This window comes from Mesorhizobium sp. M0615 (assembly GCF_040320805.1).
GTDB lineage: Bacteria > Pseudomonadota > Alphaproteobacteria > Rhizobiales > Rhizobiaceae > Mesorhizobium.
Genome location: NZ_JAMYQI010000007.1, coordinates 297,258 through 314,021, shown reverse-complemented (window position 1 = coordinate 314,021; position 16,764 = coordinate 297,258). Strand labels below are relative to the sequence as shown.

The window sequence follows — 16,764 nt, the reverse complement described above, 5'->3', positions numbered from 1 at the left end:
CTCGGTCAATCTCCGCCTTCGGCGGACAGCAAAGGCCGCGCGTGGAGATAGTGGGCCGCCCTTCGTTTCGCTTCGATGTCCTTGAACACTTTCTGAAGCTGGGGCTCGGTGAGGCCAGCAACCGCCGCGAGCTCATTGCTGGCGACCCCGTGGTTCAGGCCGTAGAGGCATAGATCCATCAGGTGATAGGGCAGCGCGAAATAGAATTCTTCCTGGCTTTGGGCCATGGAAAAAGTGTCGGTGGTCGGTGGCCGCCGCCGGATTTCATCATCCACCTCGAGATATTCCGCGAGTTGATAAACCTGGGTTTTGTAAAGGTGAACGATCGGCATCACGTCGGCGGCTCCGTCGCCCTGCTTGACAAAAAAGCCCTGGTCGTACTCGAGGCGATTTGGAGTGCCGACAACCGCGTATTTGAGGCGATCGGCGTGATAGTATTCCGTCATTTTGCGCAGGCGCTGCTTGTAGTTTGTCGCAGCAACGATCTGCAGATAGGCAGCTGGCGGCAGACGCACGGTATCTACTTTACCCTGCGGATCCTGGACCGTGAGGCGGGTTATATTGAGCCCGCTGCTCTCCAGAACCGACGCGATCACCAGCTTGCATTTCCACCCTTCCCCATAGTCGGGAACGACGGTCTGGATCGCATCGATCTGCCGGCGGTAGGCGCCGATGGCCTCCAGTGCCGGTGCTATGTCCTCAAGGACGCTTTCAATGCCAAGCTGTGCCGCGACGCGGCGGCCAAGTCTCAGGGAGTCGCCGGAAGAATCCCGCTCCGGCATGAACAGTCCCAGGACCTTGTCTTTCCCGAACGCGCGCATGCACAAGGTCGCGACGACGGAGCTGTCGATACCGCCGGAAAGACCGACAACCACGCCGCGACGATGCAGGGTGCCGAGAACCTGAGTGCGCAAGGTGTCAACGATGCGATCGACCTCCGCGCGGGCATCGAGCGTCAGCATGTCCTTGCTGAATTCCGGAATTATGTCGATGACAAGTCCTCCCTTTTGCGAGATTCGGCGGGGGAATAGGTCTGCACGATGGCCATCTCGATAAGCGGACGGTTGGTGGCAAGGTTTGGTTCGACGACAAGGTCGATGTGGCTGCCCTTGATCGAAATGACGTCCAGGTGTGCCAAGACGCTGTCCCAGCCCAAGGCCCGCGGCATTCCCACCCTGCGACATCGGAACAAGGTACCGGAGAGGGGCAGAGCCGGTTTCGGTGCCTCAAGCCACTGGAAGAATGACTTCGCCCTTAAAACCTCCTGCAGTTCCAGTTTGGTCCTGAAGATCGTCGGGTTGAACTCTCCATTGGCAAATCTGTCCAGTATCCTGGCCAGACGCGCTTCGCCGCCCACCGCGACGGTGATCTTCGCAAGGGCTCTGCAAGCCATCCGGTGCGCGGATATGCGATTGGTGCGAATACGATAGAACGTACGGGTAACTGTCTCCCAATGGTTGCTCGGCTCGTCCAGAAGGCTCGTGTCGAGGATGCCCAGGAACCGCACCGTTCGCCCGGCCTTCATGAGCCGTGCGGCAACCTCGAATGCAACCGCGCCACCCAGAGAATGGCCGAGAAGTCGCACGGGGCCCGCAGGTTGGATGCGGCTTATCTGCTCGAGTGCGGCGCCAGCCATGGCGCTGAGGGTGTTGTGTCCGTCCAGTATCGCCGCAAGGCTCGGATATCGGATCGGGTTTACACGGGCGACTTTTCCCATGGCGGCTGCGAACGCAGCCAGGCTCGGACCATAGCCAACGGACCCTGGAAACAGGAAAAGAACCGGGGGGTGGTGCTTCTTTTCGCGCCCTTCGCCCGACCGTGCAGAGACGACCGCCTCAACCATCTCGTCCAAGCTCATGCCGACGGTGAATGCCTCGAGGCCTAGCTCTTGCCCGATGGCGTTTTCGATCGCCATCACGCAGTGCAGCAGTTGCAGCGAATCTCCTCCAGCATCATCCCAGTTTCCTGCGGCAGTGCCTGTGTTGAGAACCTGCGTCCACGCGTGCTGCACTATTTGACGCGTGTCCTTTGCTCCTCCGGCTGGCGGAGCATCGAGAGTGGACGACCGGGCGGCTTGCGCCCTCCTTCCGTGCGAACGATCTATCTCGGCCAGTGTTGCCAAATCGACCTTACCTCCCGACAGGCGTGGGATTGCGTCAACGGTGTGCAATCGCAAGGGACGCAATGGTGCCGGCAAGGTCATCCTGAGGAGCTGGCGAAGGTCGTCCGCAAAAGCGCCGCCTGCGAAGCGCTGGGGAACCACGAAGGCGATGAGTTCCTGCGCGGCCGTTACCATCACTACGGCATCCGCCACCGAAGGCGCGCAACGCAAGACCCGTTCGAGTTCGGCGGGCTCGATGCGTCGACCATTGATCTTGATCTGGCGCCCTTTGCGGCCGACGATCCTCAAGATGCCATCATCGTCGAGCCGAACGAGGTCCCCGGTCGAAAAAAGCCGAGCCTCGGGATCGTCGGGGTCCGGCTGCGCGGGAACGACCACACCGTTCTCCCAATGACCAAGCAGGACATAGCGGCTTTTGATCAGAAGCTCTCCACTTTCGCCTGGCCCTACATTGCGCTCCGCTTCGTCGACGATAGCGAATGCCATACCAGGGAGCAGCCTGCCGACGGGAACCGACGCGTCTTGCTCGGGCCAGTCAGGCGGCAAGAACCATTGCGAACCGATGGTTTCAGTCGATGAGTAGCCGATCTGGATCAGGCACTGGTCCGAAACGGCTTTGCGCAGCAAAGCGATGTCCGTCCATGACACTTTCTCCCCACCGATCCGGGCCACTCTGAGCGGCCAGGAAGCGTCGGCGGGCGCCTCAGCCAGGAGGGCTCGAAGCAGTGCCGGCACAAGATAGGCGATCGTCACACCTTCGGACTGCAATCGAGCGCGCGTAGCGCGCAGGCCGACAGCCTCCACCTCGAGAAGATGCAAAGTGGCGCCCGTCAGCAGCGCCGCAAAGATCTCCCGGCAACCGGCGATCGTGGCTGGCCCGGTCAGCGGCAGGAAAACGTCATCCGCGCTGATATGGCACGCATCGACATATTGCCGGACCCGCCATAGCAGGCTTCGTTGGCTGTTGACAATTCCCTTGGGGCGCCCGGTGCTACCTGAAGTGTAAAGCACCAATGCAGGCGCATCGACCGAAACGATAGGGTGCTTATGCTGCTGTTCCGGGTGTTGATCGTTGGGCGCCACGGCGGCGGCAATATCGATCCAGACGATCTCCTGGGCCAATTCGACCGAGCGAACATTTTCGGCGCCTATAATCGCGCCGAGCCGCGCGGCACTGACTATATCGAAAATGCGAGAGGCGGGATCTCTTATGTTGAGCGGAACCGAAGGCCGTCCCGCCGTCATGGTCGCCAACATCGCCACAGGATACCAAGCGGAGTTTGCTTGCAGGATGCCGATGGCCTGCCCTTCGGGGACGACGGCACCGATATGAGTTGCCAGCGTCTCGACCGCCCGGAAAAGCTCAGAAAAAGTCAGGCGGTTGGCGCCGTCGCTGATTGCGAGCTTGTCAGGATACCGCCTGGCGACATCTCCAAGGTGATCGAAGATTGGAATGTCCGCAAATTTGGCACCCATCTGTCGGTAACGGCGCCAGACTGGCCCCCCTTGGTCAAGATCATATTCGGGAACGACTGACCACCTTCGGGTGGGTCGCAGATCCACCTGTAGGTTTTGATTTGCCACTTCCGAATGCAAACACACTGAGGACATTCAGGGCCCCGCCAAGCTGACGGTCGAACATCGCTCGCCGCGGAGATCTTTTCATCAATCATTCGGATGATGCCTCGATCTTGCCTAGCCAGCGCTTCCCGAGCGTCCTTCAGATGTTTTGCCATTTGTGTCCAGCACCGGTCGTTTTTCCTTGCAAGCTCCGTGGAGCGCAAGACGGCTTGCCCAGGCGAACGGATGCGATCGGCATCTCCGCTAGAATCCGGGCTCGGTGCCCAGATTCACTGACTGGAACAATCATTCAAATGAACGTTGGTGTGATCTGAAATCCGGCTAAGCTTGATCGGTAGGGGAATGACTGCTCGTTCGGAGACGAGAGCATATGATCATCGAGTTGTTTGGGCCGCCTGGCGCGGGTAAAACCACGCTGCTTCGCGGCCTCTGCCAAGGGCTGGCGAGACACGGCATCAATGTGAAGACAGTAAATGGGTATCGCCTGATTGAACCTGGATCGGTTCAGGATGACGCTCCGGAAATCCGCCACGGCATAGGGCGAATTGGCAAGAAGATTGCCACATCCGGTCCTATCTTGCTGTCGACCTTGCCGAAGGACAGTGTCGCGGCCCGGCTTCTGGCATCAATCCCTCTTCGAAGCCGCGTGTGGTCATGGCGAATGAAGGTCGACATCGCCCAACTGTGCCAGTCCTGGCGCCAAGCGCGGGAGTCGCCCGGTTGCTTCATCTTCGAAGAGGGCATGATTCAGGCTTTGTGTGCGCTGGGTGTGCTGGCTAGAACTCCAAGCCTGGAGGCGGTCCGCAAGTGCCTGGCGTTCCTGCCGCGGCCGGATCTCGTTGTGCAACTCGACGCGCCGCAGGAAACGCTACGCCGCCGTCTTGTGGATAGGCATGCGCAGCAACCGCTCCTCGAGGTTATGCTGTTCGAACTTGGCGTGGACAAAGGATTAAGGCAGGCCGAAATCTCAAGAGAGGTCGGCGAGTGCCTGCGCCAGGACCGATGGCCGTTGATACAGGTCAATGGTGCTGAACCTCACGACGTGGACGGGGTCGTCGCGCGCGTTCTGGGCGAGCATGTTGGTCATGCTGTCTAGGCTGGCCCATAACCTATGATCCATGACACATTTTATGCATTTCGCGCCAAGCCGGGCAGCATCTGCCGCCAAGCGCGCAATCATGTCGAATCGTGCTGATCGAGCACTTCGAGCATGGTCGTCAACATGCTTCCGACTTCCTCAGAGATTTCCTCGGGGCGGATTCCCGCTCTGATGGCATCCGCCGTTGCTTGGTCCGCAAGTTTCGCCGCAAGAGCCGGATCGGCCTTGGTGTAGAGCGGGATCTTATCCTCTATCCATTTCTGCAGGAATTCGATGCCGCGCGCGCTCATACCAACTACAAGCTCGGCGGGGCTTGTTGGTTCCGTCAGCCATATTCAAGAACGTCAGACCATCTTACTCAGGCTGACGTTCCCGCGGTCACGTCACGATGAACGAGGACGCCGTCAGAGCCAAGTGTGGCGATAGAGTGGCAAATTGGATCTGATGTGCGCCGCCCGAGCCGTCGCTGTCAAAGGAAAGCGCGCCGGTCGTGCTGTTATAGACGATGTGATCGCCGCTGTCGTGCGCGGCCCTGCCGGCGTAGAACGCCGAAGAGGGGAGGGCGCCGGTATGCAGGCCGGCAAACACAGTGTGGTCGAGTTGGATCTTGTCGTGGCCCACTTTGAAATCGGTGACCTTGTCGATATTGCCGCCCTTGAGAGCCGAATCGAAGACAAAGACGTCGTTGCCGCCATGTCCCGTCAGAACGTCTCTCCCGCCACCGCCGTTGATAGTGTTGCTCCCGGAATTGCCATCAATGGTTTGGGCGAATTCGTTTCCCGTGAGCTTGATGGCGGCAGTTCCCAATTTGCTGGTGGTCGCAAGATGCTCGACCTGCGAACCGGCCGACAGCGCGTAGCTGACCGATGCCAGCACGCTATCGTTGCCGCTGTGCCGCAGTTCCACCACCTTGTCGCCGGCGTTGTTGACATAGTAGGTGTCGTTGTAGCCGCGGCCCATCATCGTGTCCGCGCCAGCGGTGCCGCGAAGCACATCCGCGCTACCCGTGCCGTAGAAAATGTGATCGCCGGTGCTGGTCGGAGGGACACTTGTGGGCGGAGGCACTGTGCTGGTAGGCGGCGGCGTCGGTTCGCTGGCCGAAGGACCGCTTGCGGTGCTCTGGTTGTGTTGAAGGAACAGAGCCTGCAGCGTCGGCGAGCTCTCAAGCGCCGTGTCGCCCTGTTGAGAACCCCAAGCATAGGCATAGTCGAAGGCGGGCGAAGGCGCTACCTTGGCCCAGTGGTCCAACATAGTCTTTTCCTGAGCAACGCTGGGCAGGACATAGCGACCGCCCGTGTCGGTCGTCCAGTCGCCGCCGCCGAAGGTCTGATACACGGGAACGACCTGACTGAGCGGGATGCCCGAGGCGACGGCCGCCGCCACAGTCCTGTCGATCATGTTGTAGTCAATCGTGCTTGTTCCGGTCCGTACCGGGTAGGGATCCAAGCCGTAATAGTCGATATGCGTGTTGGCAGGATTGAATGTGTTTGAAAAGTCGGGGTTAGCGGAAGACCCCATGTTCATCATGGTTATGAAGGTCTTGGCGCCGGGCAGGTGGCTGTGGATCCAGTCCGACTCCGCCTTCAGATCAGCGGCGGTGGCATAAGTTCCCCATTTGCCGGTCGGGTCCGGCTCATCGACGAGGAAGAAGCCAAACACTTTCGGATTGCCGATGAAGGGCGTGACCTTCTGGATAAAGGAGGAGGTTGCACCATCGGCTTCATTGAGCCACACTAGGCCTTTCTGGCCGGCCGGCAAGGCGTTGAGCTGGTCCAAGGAAGATACATCAACAAGATTGAATCCGGCTTTCGCGACCTCGGAGGCCGACCCGCCCGAGGCGTAATGGAGTGTTGTCATTGACATACCCTTCGTCCGATTCGGTAGGCGCCCCACACCTGCCTAGGGAAAGGATCCATTAGCGACAAATCAAATACCGGCGCCCCTTGATAGAATCTTTGATCAGCGTCCGAAAAACACAACAGCCTCGATGCTACGCTTGCCTCAGAGGTATGTAGATGATCCAAGTATGGGTGCTCAAGCCTGCAACGAAAGCATTGCAGCGAAGTCTGCCGGAGCGCCTTGTGCGTTTGCAGTGGCGGCAATCGGCCAATGAACGTTCGGTTGAGCCACCGCCAAATGCGCGCTTCCGCAGGATTTCTTCGAGCTCAGACCGCAAAGGAATAGCGTCCTGGCGAAGCCCTCCCATTGCAGCCGCTCAATGCTCCTCGTGAAAAGCCTCGGCGCCAAAATGAGCAAGGCAGTACTCCAAAAGGTCATGCGAGACGCGCGCCGCTGGCAATTGCGGAGAGGCACTGAACTGGATCCCACCGGGTTCAACGGAAAGGCGGGCGTGCCGGTCCGAATGACGGCGAGCATGGCAACGCGGTCGCCCATCCGTGGGAAGAGGCGGCTGGTGGTCCGACCATATCCAGAGACCGGGTGAAAGCCTGTTCCAGACGAAGCGGTCGGGAGAACTGGCGGTGCGAGTCATCACACCATCTGGGGTGCGATGTTGATCCGGCGTGAGAAGGCGGGCGGAAGTTGCTTTGAACGCGGCGCGCGGACCTTTCGAACACAGCCCTTTTTTATATCCGGCCCGCCGTGTCGTACGCGAAGGTGCCGTCCTTGCACCGTCAGACCGGATGAATCCAACTCACTGACCGAGGTGACAGCGATTGTGGCTGCATTGCCGCATCGTTGATCAGCTTGCTTCATGCAAACAGACGAGGACAGCACGAAAGCCTGCTCCTAGCGTGGGACTGGCTGTTGTGTGTTCAGGGGCGATGAAACCGGCCATGGAAACCGCGGATAGGGTCAGCTGTTTTATGCGATTGGTATCGCATCCAGGAGCGACAGGATGAGTCCGCATCTGGTTTGCGTTGGAGGCGAGGATCATAGACTAAGAATCCCGTTTCTTTTGGCGCTTCGCGAAAGGGGTTTTCAAGTCACTGCCGTTTCGAGTGATCTCGGAGCCGCCTTCTCACCCCATGGCATTGCCCATCGCCGATTTGGGTTCGACCGCTTTGGCAGCGGCGGTGCAGAATGGGGTGCTGTCAGCGCGATCCGTGAACTGATGTCCGAACTGCGTCCGGACATCATTCAAAGTTTCGACACCAAGCCCAATATCCTAACTCCACTGGCGGTGCGCGGGCACGTTCCCGTCGTTCGCACCATCAACGGGCTTGGTTGGACATTCTCGTCGCGGGAGCCGCGTGCCCTGGCATTGCGTCCTTTCTTTTGCGGCCTTCAGGGGGTGGCGTCTCGTTGGACAGCCATGACCGTCTTCCAGAATAGTGATGATCAGGCCTTCTTCGAGCGCTACCGGCTGGTGACTCGCGGCAAAGGGCGACTGATCCGGAGTTCTGGCATCGACCCCGATGCATTCTCGATGGCAAGGTATCGTGGTCCTTCGGCTGCCACGATGCGCGAGGAACTTGGCCTTCAATCGGCCCAGGTCATAATATTTGTCGGCCGGCTCACGCGGCAGAAGGGGATTCCAACCCTCATCGAGGCGGTTCCTCGCGTTATCCGCGAGAGGCCCAACGCGCGTTTCGTACTTGTCGGCCCGCAAGACTCCGAAGGTCCGTTTGCCGTCAGCAGAGCCGATATCGAGCGCCATGTTCCCCACGTTGTCGCATTGGGGCCAAGGCGCGACATTCCAGCCCTCCTTGGGATGGCGGATCTGTTTGCGTTTCCGACGCAATATCGCGAGGGAATTCCGCGTGTCCTGCTGGAGGCGGGATTGTCCGGATTACCGATCGTCGCCTCCAACATGCCGGGCTGCAACGATGTGGTTGAGGATGGCTGGAACGGCTATCTCGTGGCGCCGCGCGATGCGGATGGCTTGGCCTCCCGGATAGTCGATATTCTTTCCGACCCCGCCCGTGGCAAGACCATGGGGAGCCGTTCCGTCGGATTCGTGCGGGAGCGGTTCTCGTTGTCGTGGGTCATCGACCAGTATTGCGACCTGTACAAGACAATCCTGGGTGGCAGATATCGCAGCAGGCTTGTTCAAGCTGCGCAGGCGAATCCGAGGGAAGAGGCGGTGCCGAGCCCCCATCGACTGGGCGAGGCGCGGCAATGATGCGTGATGCGCTTCTGGCCTTCGGCGTCGCGATGTCCTACGCGGCGCAACTCAGCATCCCAGGGCTGCCCTTCGGCTACAGCGAACTATGCCTCACGCTCTGGATAATGCTGTCGATGACGCGAATCCTTGCTGGCGGCCAACTGGAGGTTACGCCGGCCCTGGCCAAGCTTGGGCTTTTCTGGCTGATCCTGGCGCTTGCCATGGGCGTGGGTTACATCATCGGTTTTCTGACAACCACGTTGTTCCTGGATCCGTTGTTGCACGACACGCTGGCCTATGTGCTGTTGGCGTGCGTCACCTGTCTGGCCGCTGCGGAGCCCAACGCGTCTTTCCGTTTGCGTCGTATCGCCTGGTGGATGGTTGCTATCGCGAATGCGGGCTTCATCATCCAGGTAGGGCTTGGCTTCGGCTGGCTCCATCAGGCTGGGGTCGAGCCCTGGTACTGGGACCGCTTCTGCGGATGGTCCGACAATCCGAACCAGCTTGCGCTCTACTGCGCCCTACTCGGTCCACTGGCCTTGCATCTTGCCACAACCACCAGCAATAAATGGGGAAGATGCCTTGCCCTATGCAGCCTCATATTCACCGTTTACGTCGGAAGGCTGACAAAAAGCGATACCTACCTTTATACCACGGTCCTGGCTTGTCTGATCCTTCTCGGGCTGCGGGTCCGGGCCTGGCTGACGAGCGACGGCAATAAGGCGAGCCTTTCAAGGCAGCTTGCCGTCCTGATGGCCGTTGGCTTCCTGCCGCTGGCCCTGTCTATAGCGCCCTATGCCCTCAGCGAGGCCTCCAGCGCCGAAGACTTCGCCAAGAGCCTGACCAAAGACAAGGGCGGGGAAGCGACTGCCCAAACCGCGGCGCTTCGCCTCTACCTCTGGAATGCAGCCTTGGAGAAGGGGGCACGATCGGGATCGCTTGGACTGGGTCCGGGCCCGCACCTAGATAGTCCGCCCGTGGTCAATCAACAGTTTTTGCCGCGGCCCTTCGAGGCGCACAGCACCATCCTGGATCTCTACACTCAGGGCGGCCTGATTTCGGTTCTAGCCCTGATGTGGATCTTCGGCTCGGCTGCGTTGTCCGCCTGGCGGGCGAAGCTGGACGCTCTGGTGGCGCTCGTGGCATCGATCGCCGTTTTCAGTGCTCCGCATTTGGTCATCCGCCATCCGATCGTGTGGTTCTGTCTGACCCTCTGCCTTGCCGCTGGGACGCCGGAAGCGATCCCCGCGATTGTTCGCCAGAGGAGATGCTAGAATGTGTGGGATCGCCGGAATTTTGTTGGCGCCCGATGCAGCCAACGCAAGTGCGCTCAGGGCCATCGGACCGATGGCGACGGCGCTTCGTCATCGCGGACCTGACGGTGAGGCCTTCTGGGTGAGCCGTGAAGGGGGAGTAGCCTTCGGCCACCGGCGACTGGCCATCGTCGACCTGTCCGAAGCGGGTCGCCAGCCAATGCTCTCCGCGAGCGGTCGGTATGTCATCACCTTCAATGGCGAGATATACAATTTTCGCGATCTGCGCCGTGAACTGGAAGGGGCGGGCCATCATTTCCGCGGCGCCAGCGACACGGAGGTCATGCTGTGCGCAATCGAAAGCTGGGGCCTTGATTCAGCCCTCGCGCGCTTCGCTGGCATGTTTGCTTTTGGGCTGTGGGACCTGAAGAACCGAACGCTTCAGCTTGCCCGCGACCGAATGGGGAAGAAGCCACTCTATGTCGCCTTGACACGTGATGCGCTCGTCTTCGCCTCGGAGTTGAAGGCGATCACTTGCTTCCCAGGCTTCACCCCGGAACTCGATGTCGATGCGGCGACGACAATGGTTTCCAAAGGCTGGGTGCCGGATGACCGTTGCATTTGGCAGGGCGTGTTCAAGCTGCCACCTGGATCAGTCCTGTCGGTCACTGCGGCCCAATTCGCCAACGCCCGAGGCACCGGTTCGCTTGCGCATCGCATTCACCCTTGGTGGTCGCTGGCCGATGTCGCCTGCAAGGGACAGCGCGATCCGATAGCTGCCAGCGACGAGGACCTCGCAACCGAGCTCGACAGCCTGCTCCGCCTGGCCGTCAAGGAACGAATGATTGCAGATGTGCCGCTGGGCGCCTTTCTGTCGGGCGGAATCGACAGCTCGACTGTCGTCGCGCTGATGCAGGCACAGTCCCGAAACCCCGTTCGTACGTTCACCATAGCGTTCGGCGAAGGTGGGTTTGATGAAGCTCCCCATGCGGCCGCGGTGGCTCGGCATCTGGGCACCGATCATACGGAACTTCATCTCTCGCCGGCCGCCGCGCTTGAGGTCATTCCGGAGCTGCCCCGGATTTGGGACGAGCCGTTTGCCGATGAATCGCAGATACCGACGCTGCTGGTGTCGCGGCTCGCGCGGCAACATGTAACCGTGGCGCTTTCAGGCGATGGTGGCGACGAGTGCTTCGCAGGCTATTCTCGACACTTCCTGGCAGCCCGCCTCACAAAGCAGCATGAGCTGCCATTGTCATTTCGCCGGCTGTTGGCATCGGGGGCTGGGTTGCTGGCCCAAGCCTCTCAGAAAGATATCTTCGGCAATCTGCCGCTTTCATCGAATATGCGGCATGGCTTGCGCGGTGACCGCCTGGCTCGCCTTGCCCGCCTGCTCGCGGCGCGAGATGAGGACGAACTCCTTCTGCAACTGACCAAATCTTCAGCCAACGACCTTGTTCATCGCAAGCCGTCGACAGCACCTACCGACACGACAAAGCTCGACGGCCTGCTCTCGCGTCTCCTATTCGCCGACATGACAGGCTACCTACCGGGCGACATTTTGGTGAAGCTCGATCGAGCCACCATGGCCAACAGCCTCGAGGGGCGATGCCCGATCCTGGACCATCGCGTCGTTGAATTCGCCTGGCGCTTGCCAGCCCGTGCCAAAGTCCGAAACGGGAAGGGCAAATGGTTGCTTCGCCGACTGCTTGATCGTTATGTACCACGCCGACTGGTCGACCGGCCCAAGCAAGGTTTCGACGTTCCGGTCGGGACTTGGTTGAAAGGGCCCTTGCGCGGCTGGGCAACCGATATCATTGCCACGATCGGCCGCTCCGGGGACGGGGTCATCGACCGTGAGAAGGTCGACGCATGCTGGCGCAATCATCTGCATGGAAGCCAAGATAATTTCCGCGACCTGTGGCCGGTGCTCATGTTTCAGGCGTGGCGCAACGAAGCCATGCGGCCATCGACGGTCGCCACGCACCCTTCTTACCATATCGAACTGACAGGGGATTGAGATGGAAGGTTCCATAGCCAACCGCGCCCGGCGTCCGCGCGCCAAGCAGATGGAAGCTGGGACACTTGAAACCAATCTGCGCTTGATGCGGCCGCCACGCGAGCCAACGCAATCGTCACCCTTCCACCAGCTCGTCATCATCCTGACGACGCGAAAATGGTTCTTGCTTGCCATGGCCCTTCTGGGCGGCATCCTGGCCGGACTGGCAGGCTTCACCCGCCCGGTGCTGTTCGAGGCAACGACGCAGGTCATTATCGACGCCCCGAGCAGCAGTGCTTCGGGTGGCGTGGCATCCGCCCAGGACTCGCTGGAATCGAACATCGATGATCATCTGACGATGCTCTCCTCGCAAGGCCACCTGCGTCGGGTCATGGCAGCACTGCGCAAAGCCCAACCAGTCGACGGTAACGGAAAGAGCGTCGTCAATGCCGTCCCGCCCGCGGCTGGCTCGTTCCTCATCGACCTCCTGAACAGGGCCTGGAGACAGGATAAGACAGTGGCGGAAAATCCGGACGCAGCGGACGCGCCCGAGCTGAAGGCGCTACGCAAGGGAATGAGGGTCGGACAAGAGCTGCGATCGCGCGTCATCACCATCGGGTTCACCGATCCAAGTCCGGCGCGTGCGGCACTTGTCGCGAACACGTTCGCCCAAGTCTACATTCAAGATCTGGTACAAAAAAGCCGAGCATCGGATCAGGTTCATCTGGATTCGATAGTCGCCAGCCTTCCGCAAGTACAAAGGGATCTTGTCGAAGCGACAGATCGGCTGGAGACATACCGGCTCACGCATGGCGCCGTCGATCAGACTGCGGCCAACAACGCAGCCAGTGAGACAGCGGAACTCGGCCGGCAGATATTCCTATCGAAAGCCAGTCTTTCCGCGTCGGAAGCGCGCCTTCGCCGTATTGAGGACCTGCGCAAGGCGGGCGCCCCGGTCACGGCCATCGCTGAAGAAATCGGGTCGCCCGTGTTGACGGACCTGGTGACACGCCAGTCGGGTGCCGCCGCCGACGGCGATCTGCGCAACGCGATCGCCCGCGAAATGGAGCAAAGCGTTGCCCGAATCGCTGCCGAGGCAAATGTTTACCGGTCCCAGGCTACGGCTCTTGAAAGTCGCAAAGCGATGCTCGACGCGGCCGTGGCCGACACGGCGAGCCAACTTTCGGGGCTGCGTTCCCTTGAGCCTCGGGTAGCCATCGTGACGCAGCATTACAACGAACTCCTGAGCCGGCAGCAGGACTTGACACGTCGCATCGCCGCTCCTTCCCCAGGCGTAGCGGTCCTTTCGACCGCCTGGCCGCCGTCGACCCCCATGACATTGTCGCCAATTTTCCTGATTCCCCCCGGCATGGTCGTCTTTGGTCTCATGGGGGCGGTCATTGTCCTAGTCCGCAACGGTTTCAACCAAACCTTGCGCAGTGAAGCCGAAGCCGAGGCCGAGCTTGGGGTCCCGTGCGTAGGACTGCTTCCCAGGGTTGCGGGACTTAACGCCAGAAAGCTACGGCATCTGGTTCTGAGCCAGCAGAACTTGCCGTTCAGCCGCGCCGTGACTTCGCTGCTCGTCACTGCGGCGCCAACTCAGGGGAAGGGGCAGCCGCCGCATATCATTCTCGTGACGTCCAGCATCCAGGACGATGCGAAGACCGAGTTGGCATGGAGCCTGGCGCTGGCGGCAACGCGGCTGGGAGGAAGAGTGCTTTTCCTCGATCTCGATCGCAAGGATGTACGGCTCACGAACGGGTTTCGTGGTGAATTCAGCACCGACAAGGCCCGGAACTCCTTCGGCGACTATGTGAATGAACGTTGCGTGCTGAAGGATGCAATCACGAGGATGCCGGAAATCGGTATCGACCTCATGGCCGCTCCAGCACCTTCCGATGATCTCCTGACGCTTCTGTCCACCGTCGACAAATGCCAGTTCACCGAGGAGCTGCGTTCGGCCTACGACGTGGTCATCATGAACGGTCCCCTGGGCCTCGGGGGGCCTGAAACCAGGCTGCTTAAGCGCTGGGCCGATTCGGTGCTTTTTGCCGTTCGCTGGGCAAGGACGAGGCGCAGCATTGCCCGTGGTGCTCTGGATGCAATAGGGGCCGGCGGATCCGCCACCGTTCCAGTAGGGAGTGTGCTCACCCGGGTGAACCTGAAGAGGCTAGCCGGCTCCAGGCTCGGAGACAACGCCGATCTTCTGTTGGAGAGGGTTTGAAGATGCGTCTGCGATCTTCAACAGAATCTCCAGGGAGCGATCGCGTCCCTAAATCGAGCCAGCTACACGATGATCATTGAATTTTTCGGACCTCCAGGATCCGGCAAAACAACCTTCGCACATGCGCTTGCGCAGCAGCTGCGCGGGAAAGGCTATCACGCCAAGGTCGCCCTCAGCTACAAGCCAAGCACCAGGGCCGCCAAATATGATCTCGGAATCTTTCTGTTCATATCACGGATCGTATCGGCGATATTTTCAACAGCCAGAATATTGCTTTTTTCGGCAGGGCGAGCCGATGATATTTCCAATTCCTTTGCAATGGTGAGGATGATACCGCCAAAAAACCGAATATGGCGCGCGCGAATCTGGCGATACATCCTGCACCTTTCGCGTTGCTGGAAGTCTGCGGAGCAATCGCCCGAAATTACGATTTTCGATCAAGGATATGTTCAAGCGATTGGTTCGCTTGCGATGTTCAATGGGAGCACCAACCCCAGAACGCTGGAAAAGGCGCTCAGCCTCGCACCGGCGGCCGATCTCACCATCAGGCTCTTGGTGCCAGCTGCGGTCGTGGAAAGTCGCCTTCGTAGGCGGATGGAGCTTGAGCCGCCGGCGGAACGGATTTTCGAGGCCGACTTGAACGTGAACATGCGCTCGTTCGCCGTTTTTGAAGCGATGCATGACCTCCTGACAACATCTGGCCGGGAAATCATCTCCGTCGAATACACCGATGGTCCATCGACCTTTAAAAGTATTTGTCGGATTGAGAGACAAATACTTTCTGCATTGTCGCGCTTCGATAGGGCGGTCGGCGAAAAGCAAATTGAGTTGCCATCTCATCGCGCAGACGTAACAACTGGTTCAGCAACCACACCGCCGCGCAACAAGGACATGGGATCGCGGCTCGCTTGGGCAAGCATCTTCGCCTTGTTGATCTATATTGGTGGCGCTGGTTTGACCAGTCTTGCCCAGTTGGCAATTGCACGCCTTATCGGACCTCACAACTACGGCATCTATTCCTACGTTCAGGCTTGGACGTCAGTGCTCGCCTATCTGGCAACGCTTGGCTTTAATGTATCATTGTTGCGTTTCCTCCCGGCCTATAGGGCCAGTGGCAGGCTTGATCTGGCCCGCGGGGTGATAAGATTTGCGCTGCAGAGATCGCTGATAGCGGCAACCTTGTTCGGGATGATCGGCGCTGCGTCAGTCCTGTTCCTTTCAGATCCAACGGAAAGAGGGCTTGAGACAAGCATCGTGCTCGGCATGATGGCTGTGCCCTTGGTTACCGCCTATGCTCTCGGAGCCACGCTTGTGCGTGCTTTCGGCGGCGTTGTCTCGGCGTTGTTGCCGGAGCGCATCATGCGAGACGGGCTCCTGCTCGTGTTGGTAGCCCTCCTGGCATTGTCGGGATTTCGAACAGTGGATGCGCCCTCGGTGACGCTGGCGGTGCTTGTGAGTTCCGCTTTCACAGCGGCCCTGGTGTTCATCATCGCGAGGAGGTTTGAACCACCCGACCTGGGACACGCCAAGCCAAGTTACGCCTCGAGGGAATGGTGGCTTGCCGTCCCCCCGCTCATGCTCATCACCGGGCTCGATGTTTTCGTCAGTCGGGCAGGAGTCCTGGTTTTGGGCTGGACAAGCCATATTGCTGAAGCGGGTATTTTCGCGCTGGCCTTGAATGTCGCGATGCTCGTAGGCCTGTCCCGTATCGCCGTGGCAACCATGTTTTCGCCAACAGCAGCCGATCTCTACGTCAGAGGCGATCGCAGAGGCCTACAACAGCTGTTCGCGCGCGCAACCCTGCTTTCTGCTGGCGGTGCCATCCTGGTGGCCGTCCCGATGATGGTGATCGTCGAGCCGTTCTTGAGCTATTTCGGTGAGGGTTATAGCGCGGGAGCGCCGATCGCACGGGTTCTGATTTTGGGATATGTCTTTGTCGCGCTGTGCGGGCCCCAACAGAATCTCCTGACCATGACTGGAAATGAATGGGCTGCGGCAACGACGATGATAGCGGGTGCTGTGGCCAATATCATTGCCTGTGCAGCCGGAGTTGCGGTGTACGGCCTGCTTGGCGCTGCGGTGGGTGTCGCACTTGCACTGAGCATCTGGAGCATTGCCATGGCCGTCTATATCCGCAAGCGACTGAAAATCATGCCAGGCTTGGTTTTTGCCTTGCTGTCGATCAGGCCGAGCGCGGTCGATGCCCGTCAATGGCATTGGTTCTTGAGGGCGAGCAAATGAGAGCACTGTTTTGGCTACGGTGATTGCCGTCGTTCGGGCAGGAAGTCACGAAGCCCGGATCGCACAAAGGCCATAGGGCTGCACAGACGCTTCGGCGTATCTCTGTTCCGGACACCCGCGCGGGCAGCCGATACTTCGCGGGCTGTGTCCGTCATTTGAAGGATGCATCAGTTTCGGAG

At 59.8% G+C, this 16,764-nt stretch carries 10 protein-coding genes; 6 read left to right on the top strand and 4 right to left on the bottom strand.

What is annotated here, in order from left to right; genetic code table 11:
- Positions 1-5: 5 nt before the first annotated feature.
- Both nadE and NKI46_RS14820 read right to left on the bottom strand, forming a co-directional pair.
- Entirely contained in the window at positions 6-986 is a 981-nt protein-coding gene (gene nadE / locus NKI46_RS14825; RefSeq protein ID WP_280790896.1) for an NAD(+) synthase, read from the bottom strand.
- On the bottom strand, positions 983-3,733 hold the full coding sequence (locus NKI46_RS14820; RefSeq protein WP_023739608.1) for a non-ribosomal peptide synthetase: 2,751 nt from the start codon (positions 3,731-3,733) through the stop codon (positions 983-985). Before NKI46_RS14820 ends, nadE begins: the two co-directional genes overlap by 4 nt.
- Positions 3,734-4,073: 340 nt before the next feature.
- Here NKI46_RS14820 and NKI46_RS14815 point away from each other — a divergent pair, with 340 nt between their 5' ends.
- Positions 4,074-4,799, top strand: coding sequence for an AAA family ATPase (locus NKI46_RS14815; RefSeq protein WP_023739607.1), 726 nt, complete (start codon positions 4,074-4,076; stop codon positions 4,797-4,799).
- A gap of 80 nt (positions 4,800-4,879) precedes the next feature.
- On the opposite strand, the gene NKI46_RS14810 is transcribed toward NKI46_RS14815, so the two are convergent.
- Complete coding sequence (locus NKI46_RS14810; RefSeq protein ID WP_023733260.1) at positions 4,880-5,092, bottom strand: DUF768 domain-containing protein; 213 nt, start codon at positions 5,090-5,092, stop codon at positions 4,880-4,882.
- Positions 5,093-5,180: 88 nt separating this feature from the next.
- Positions 5,181-6,659: a M10 family metallopeptidase C-terminal domain-containing protein gene (locus NKI46_RS14805; protein ID WP_023739606.1), complete on the bottom strand. Its 1,479-nt coding sequence runs from the start codon at positions 6,657-6,659 to the stop codon at positions 5,181-5,183.
- Between the two features lie 1,000 nt (positions 6,660-7,659).
- Between NKI46_RS14805 and NKI46_RS14800 the strand changes: the two genes are divergently transcribed.
- From NKI46_RS14800 to NKI46_RS14780, 5 genes are all read left to right on the top strand, one after another.
- Positions 7,660-8,886 (top strand): glycosyltransferase family 4 protein, encoded by a 1,227-nt coding sequence (locus NKI46_RS14800; RefSeq protein ID WP_023689774.1) that lies wholly within the window; start codon positions 7,660-7,662, stop codon positions 8,884-8,886.
- A complete protein-coding gene (locus NKI46_RS14795; protein WP_023681031.1) occupies positions 8,883-10,142 on the top strand; it encodes an O-antigen ligase family protein in 1,260 nt (419 codons plus the stop codon). The genes NKI46_RS14800 and NKI46_RS14795 overlap by 4 nt, the downstream gene beginning before the upstream one ends.
- 1 nt (position 10,143) lies before the next feature.
- Positions 10,144-12,141: an asparagine synthase (glutamine-hydrolyzing) gene (gene asnB / locus NKI46_RS14790; protein WP_023741167.1), complete on the top strand. Its 1,998-nt coding sequence runs from the start codon at positions 10,144-10,146 to the stop codon at positions 12,139-12,141.
- 1 nt (position 12,142) lies between these two features.
- Complete coding sequence (locus NKI46_RS14785; protein WP_352746748.1) at positions 12,143-14,344, top strand: GumC family protein; 2,202 nt, start codon at positions 12,143-12,145, stop codon at positions 14,342-14,344.
- Between the two features lie 69 nt (positions 14,345-14,413).
- On the top strand, positions 14,414-16,585 hold the full coding sequence (locus tag NKI46_RS14780; protein WP_031193022.1) for a polysaccharide biosynthesis C-terminal domain-containing protein: 2,172 nt from the start codon (positions 14,414-14,416) through the stop codon (positions 16,583-16,585).
- The last annotated feature ends 179 nt before the right edge of the window (positions 16,586-16,764 follow it).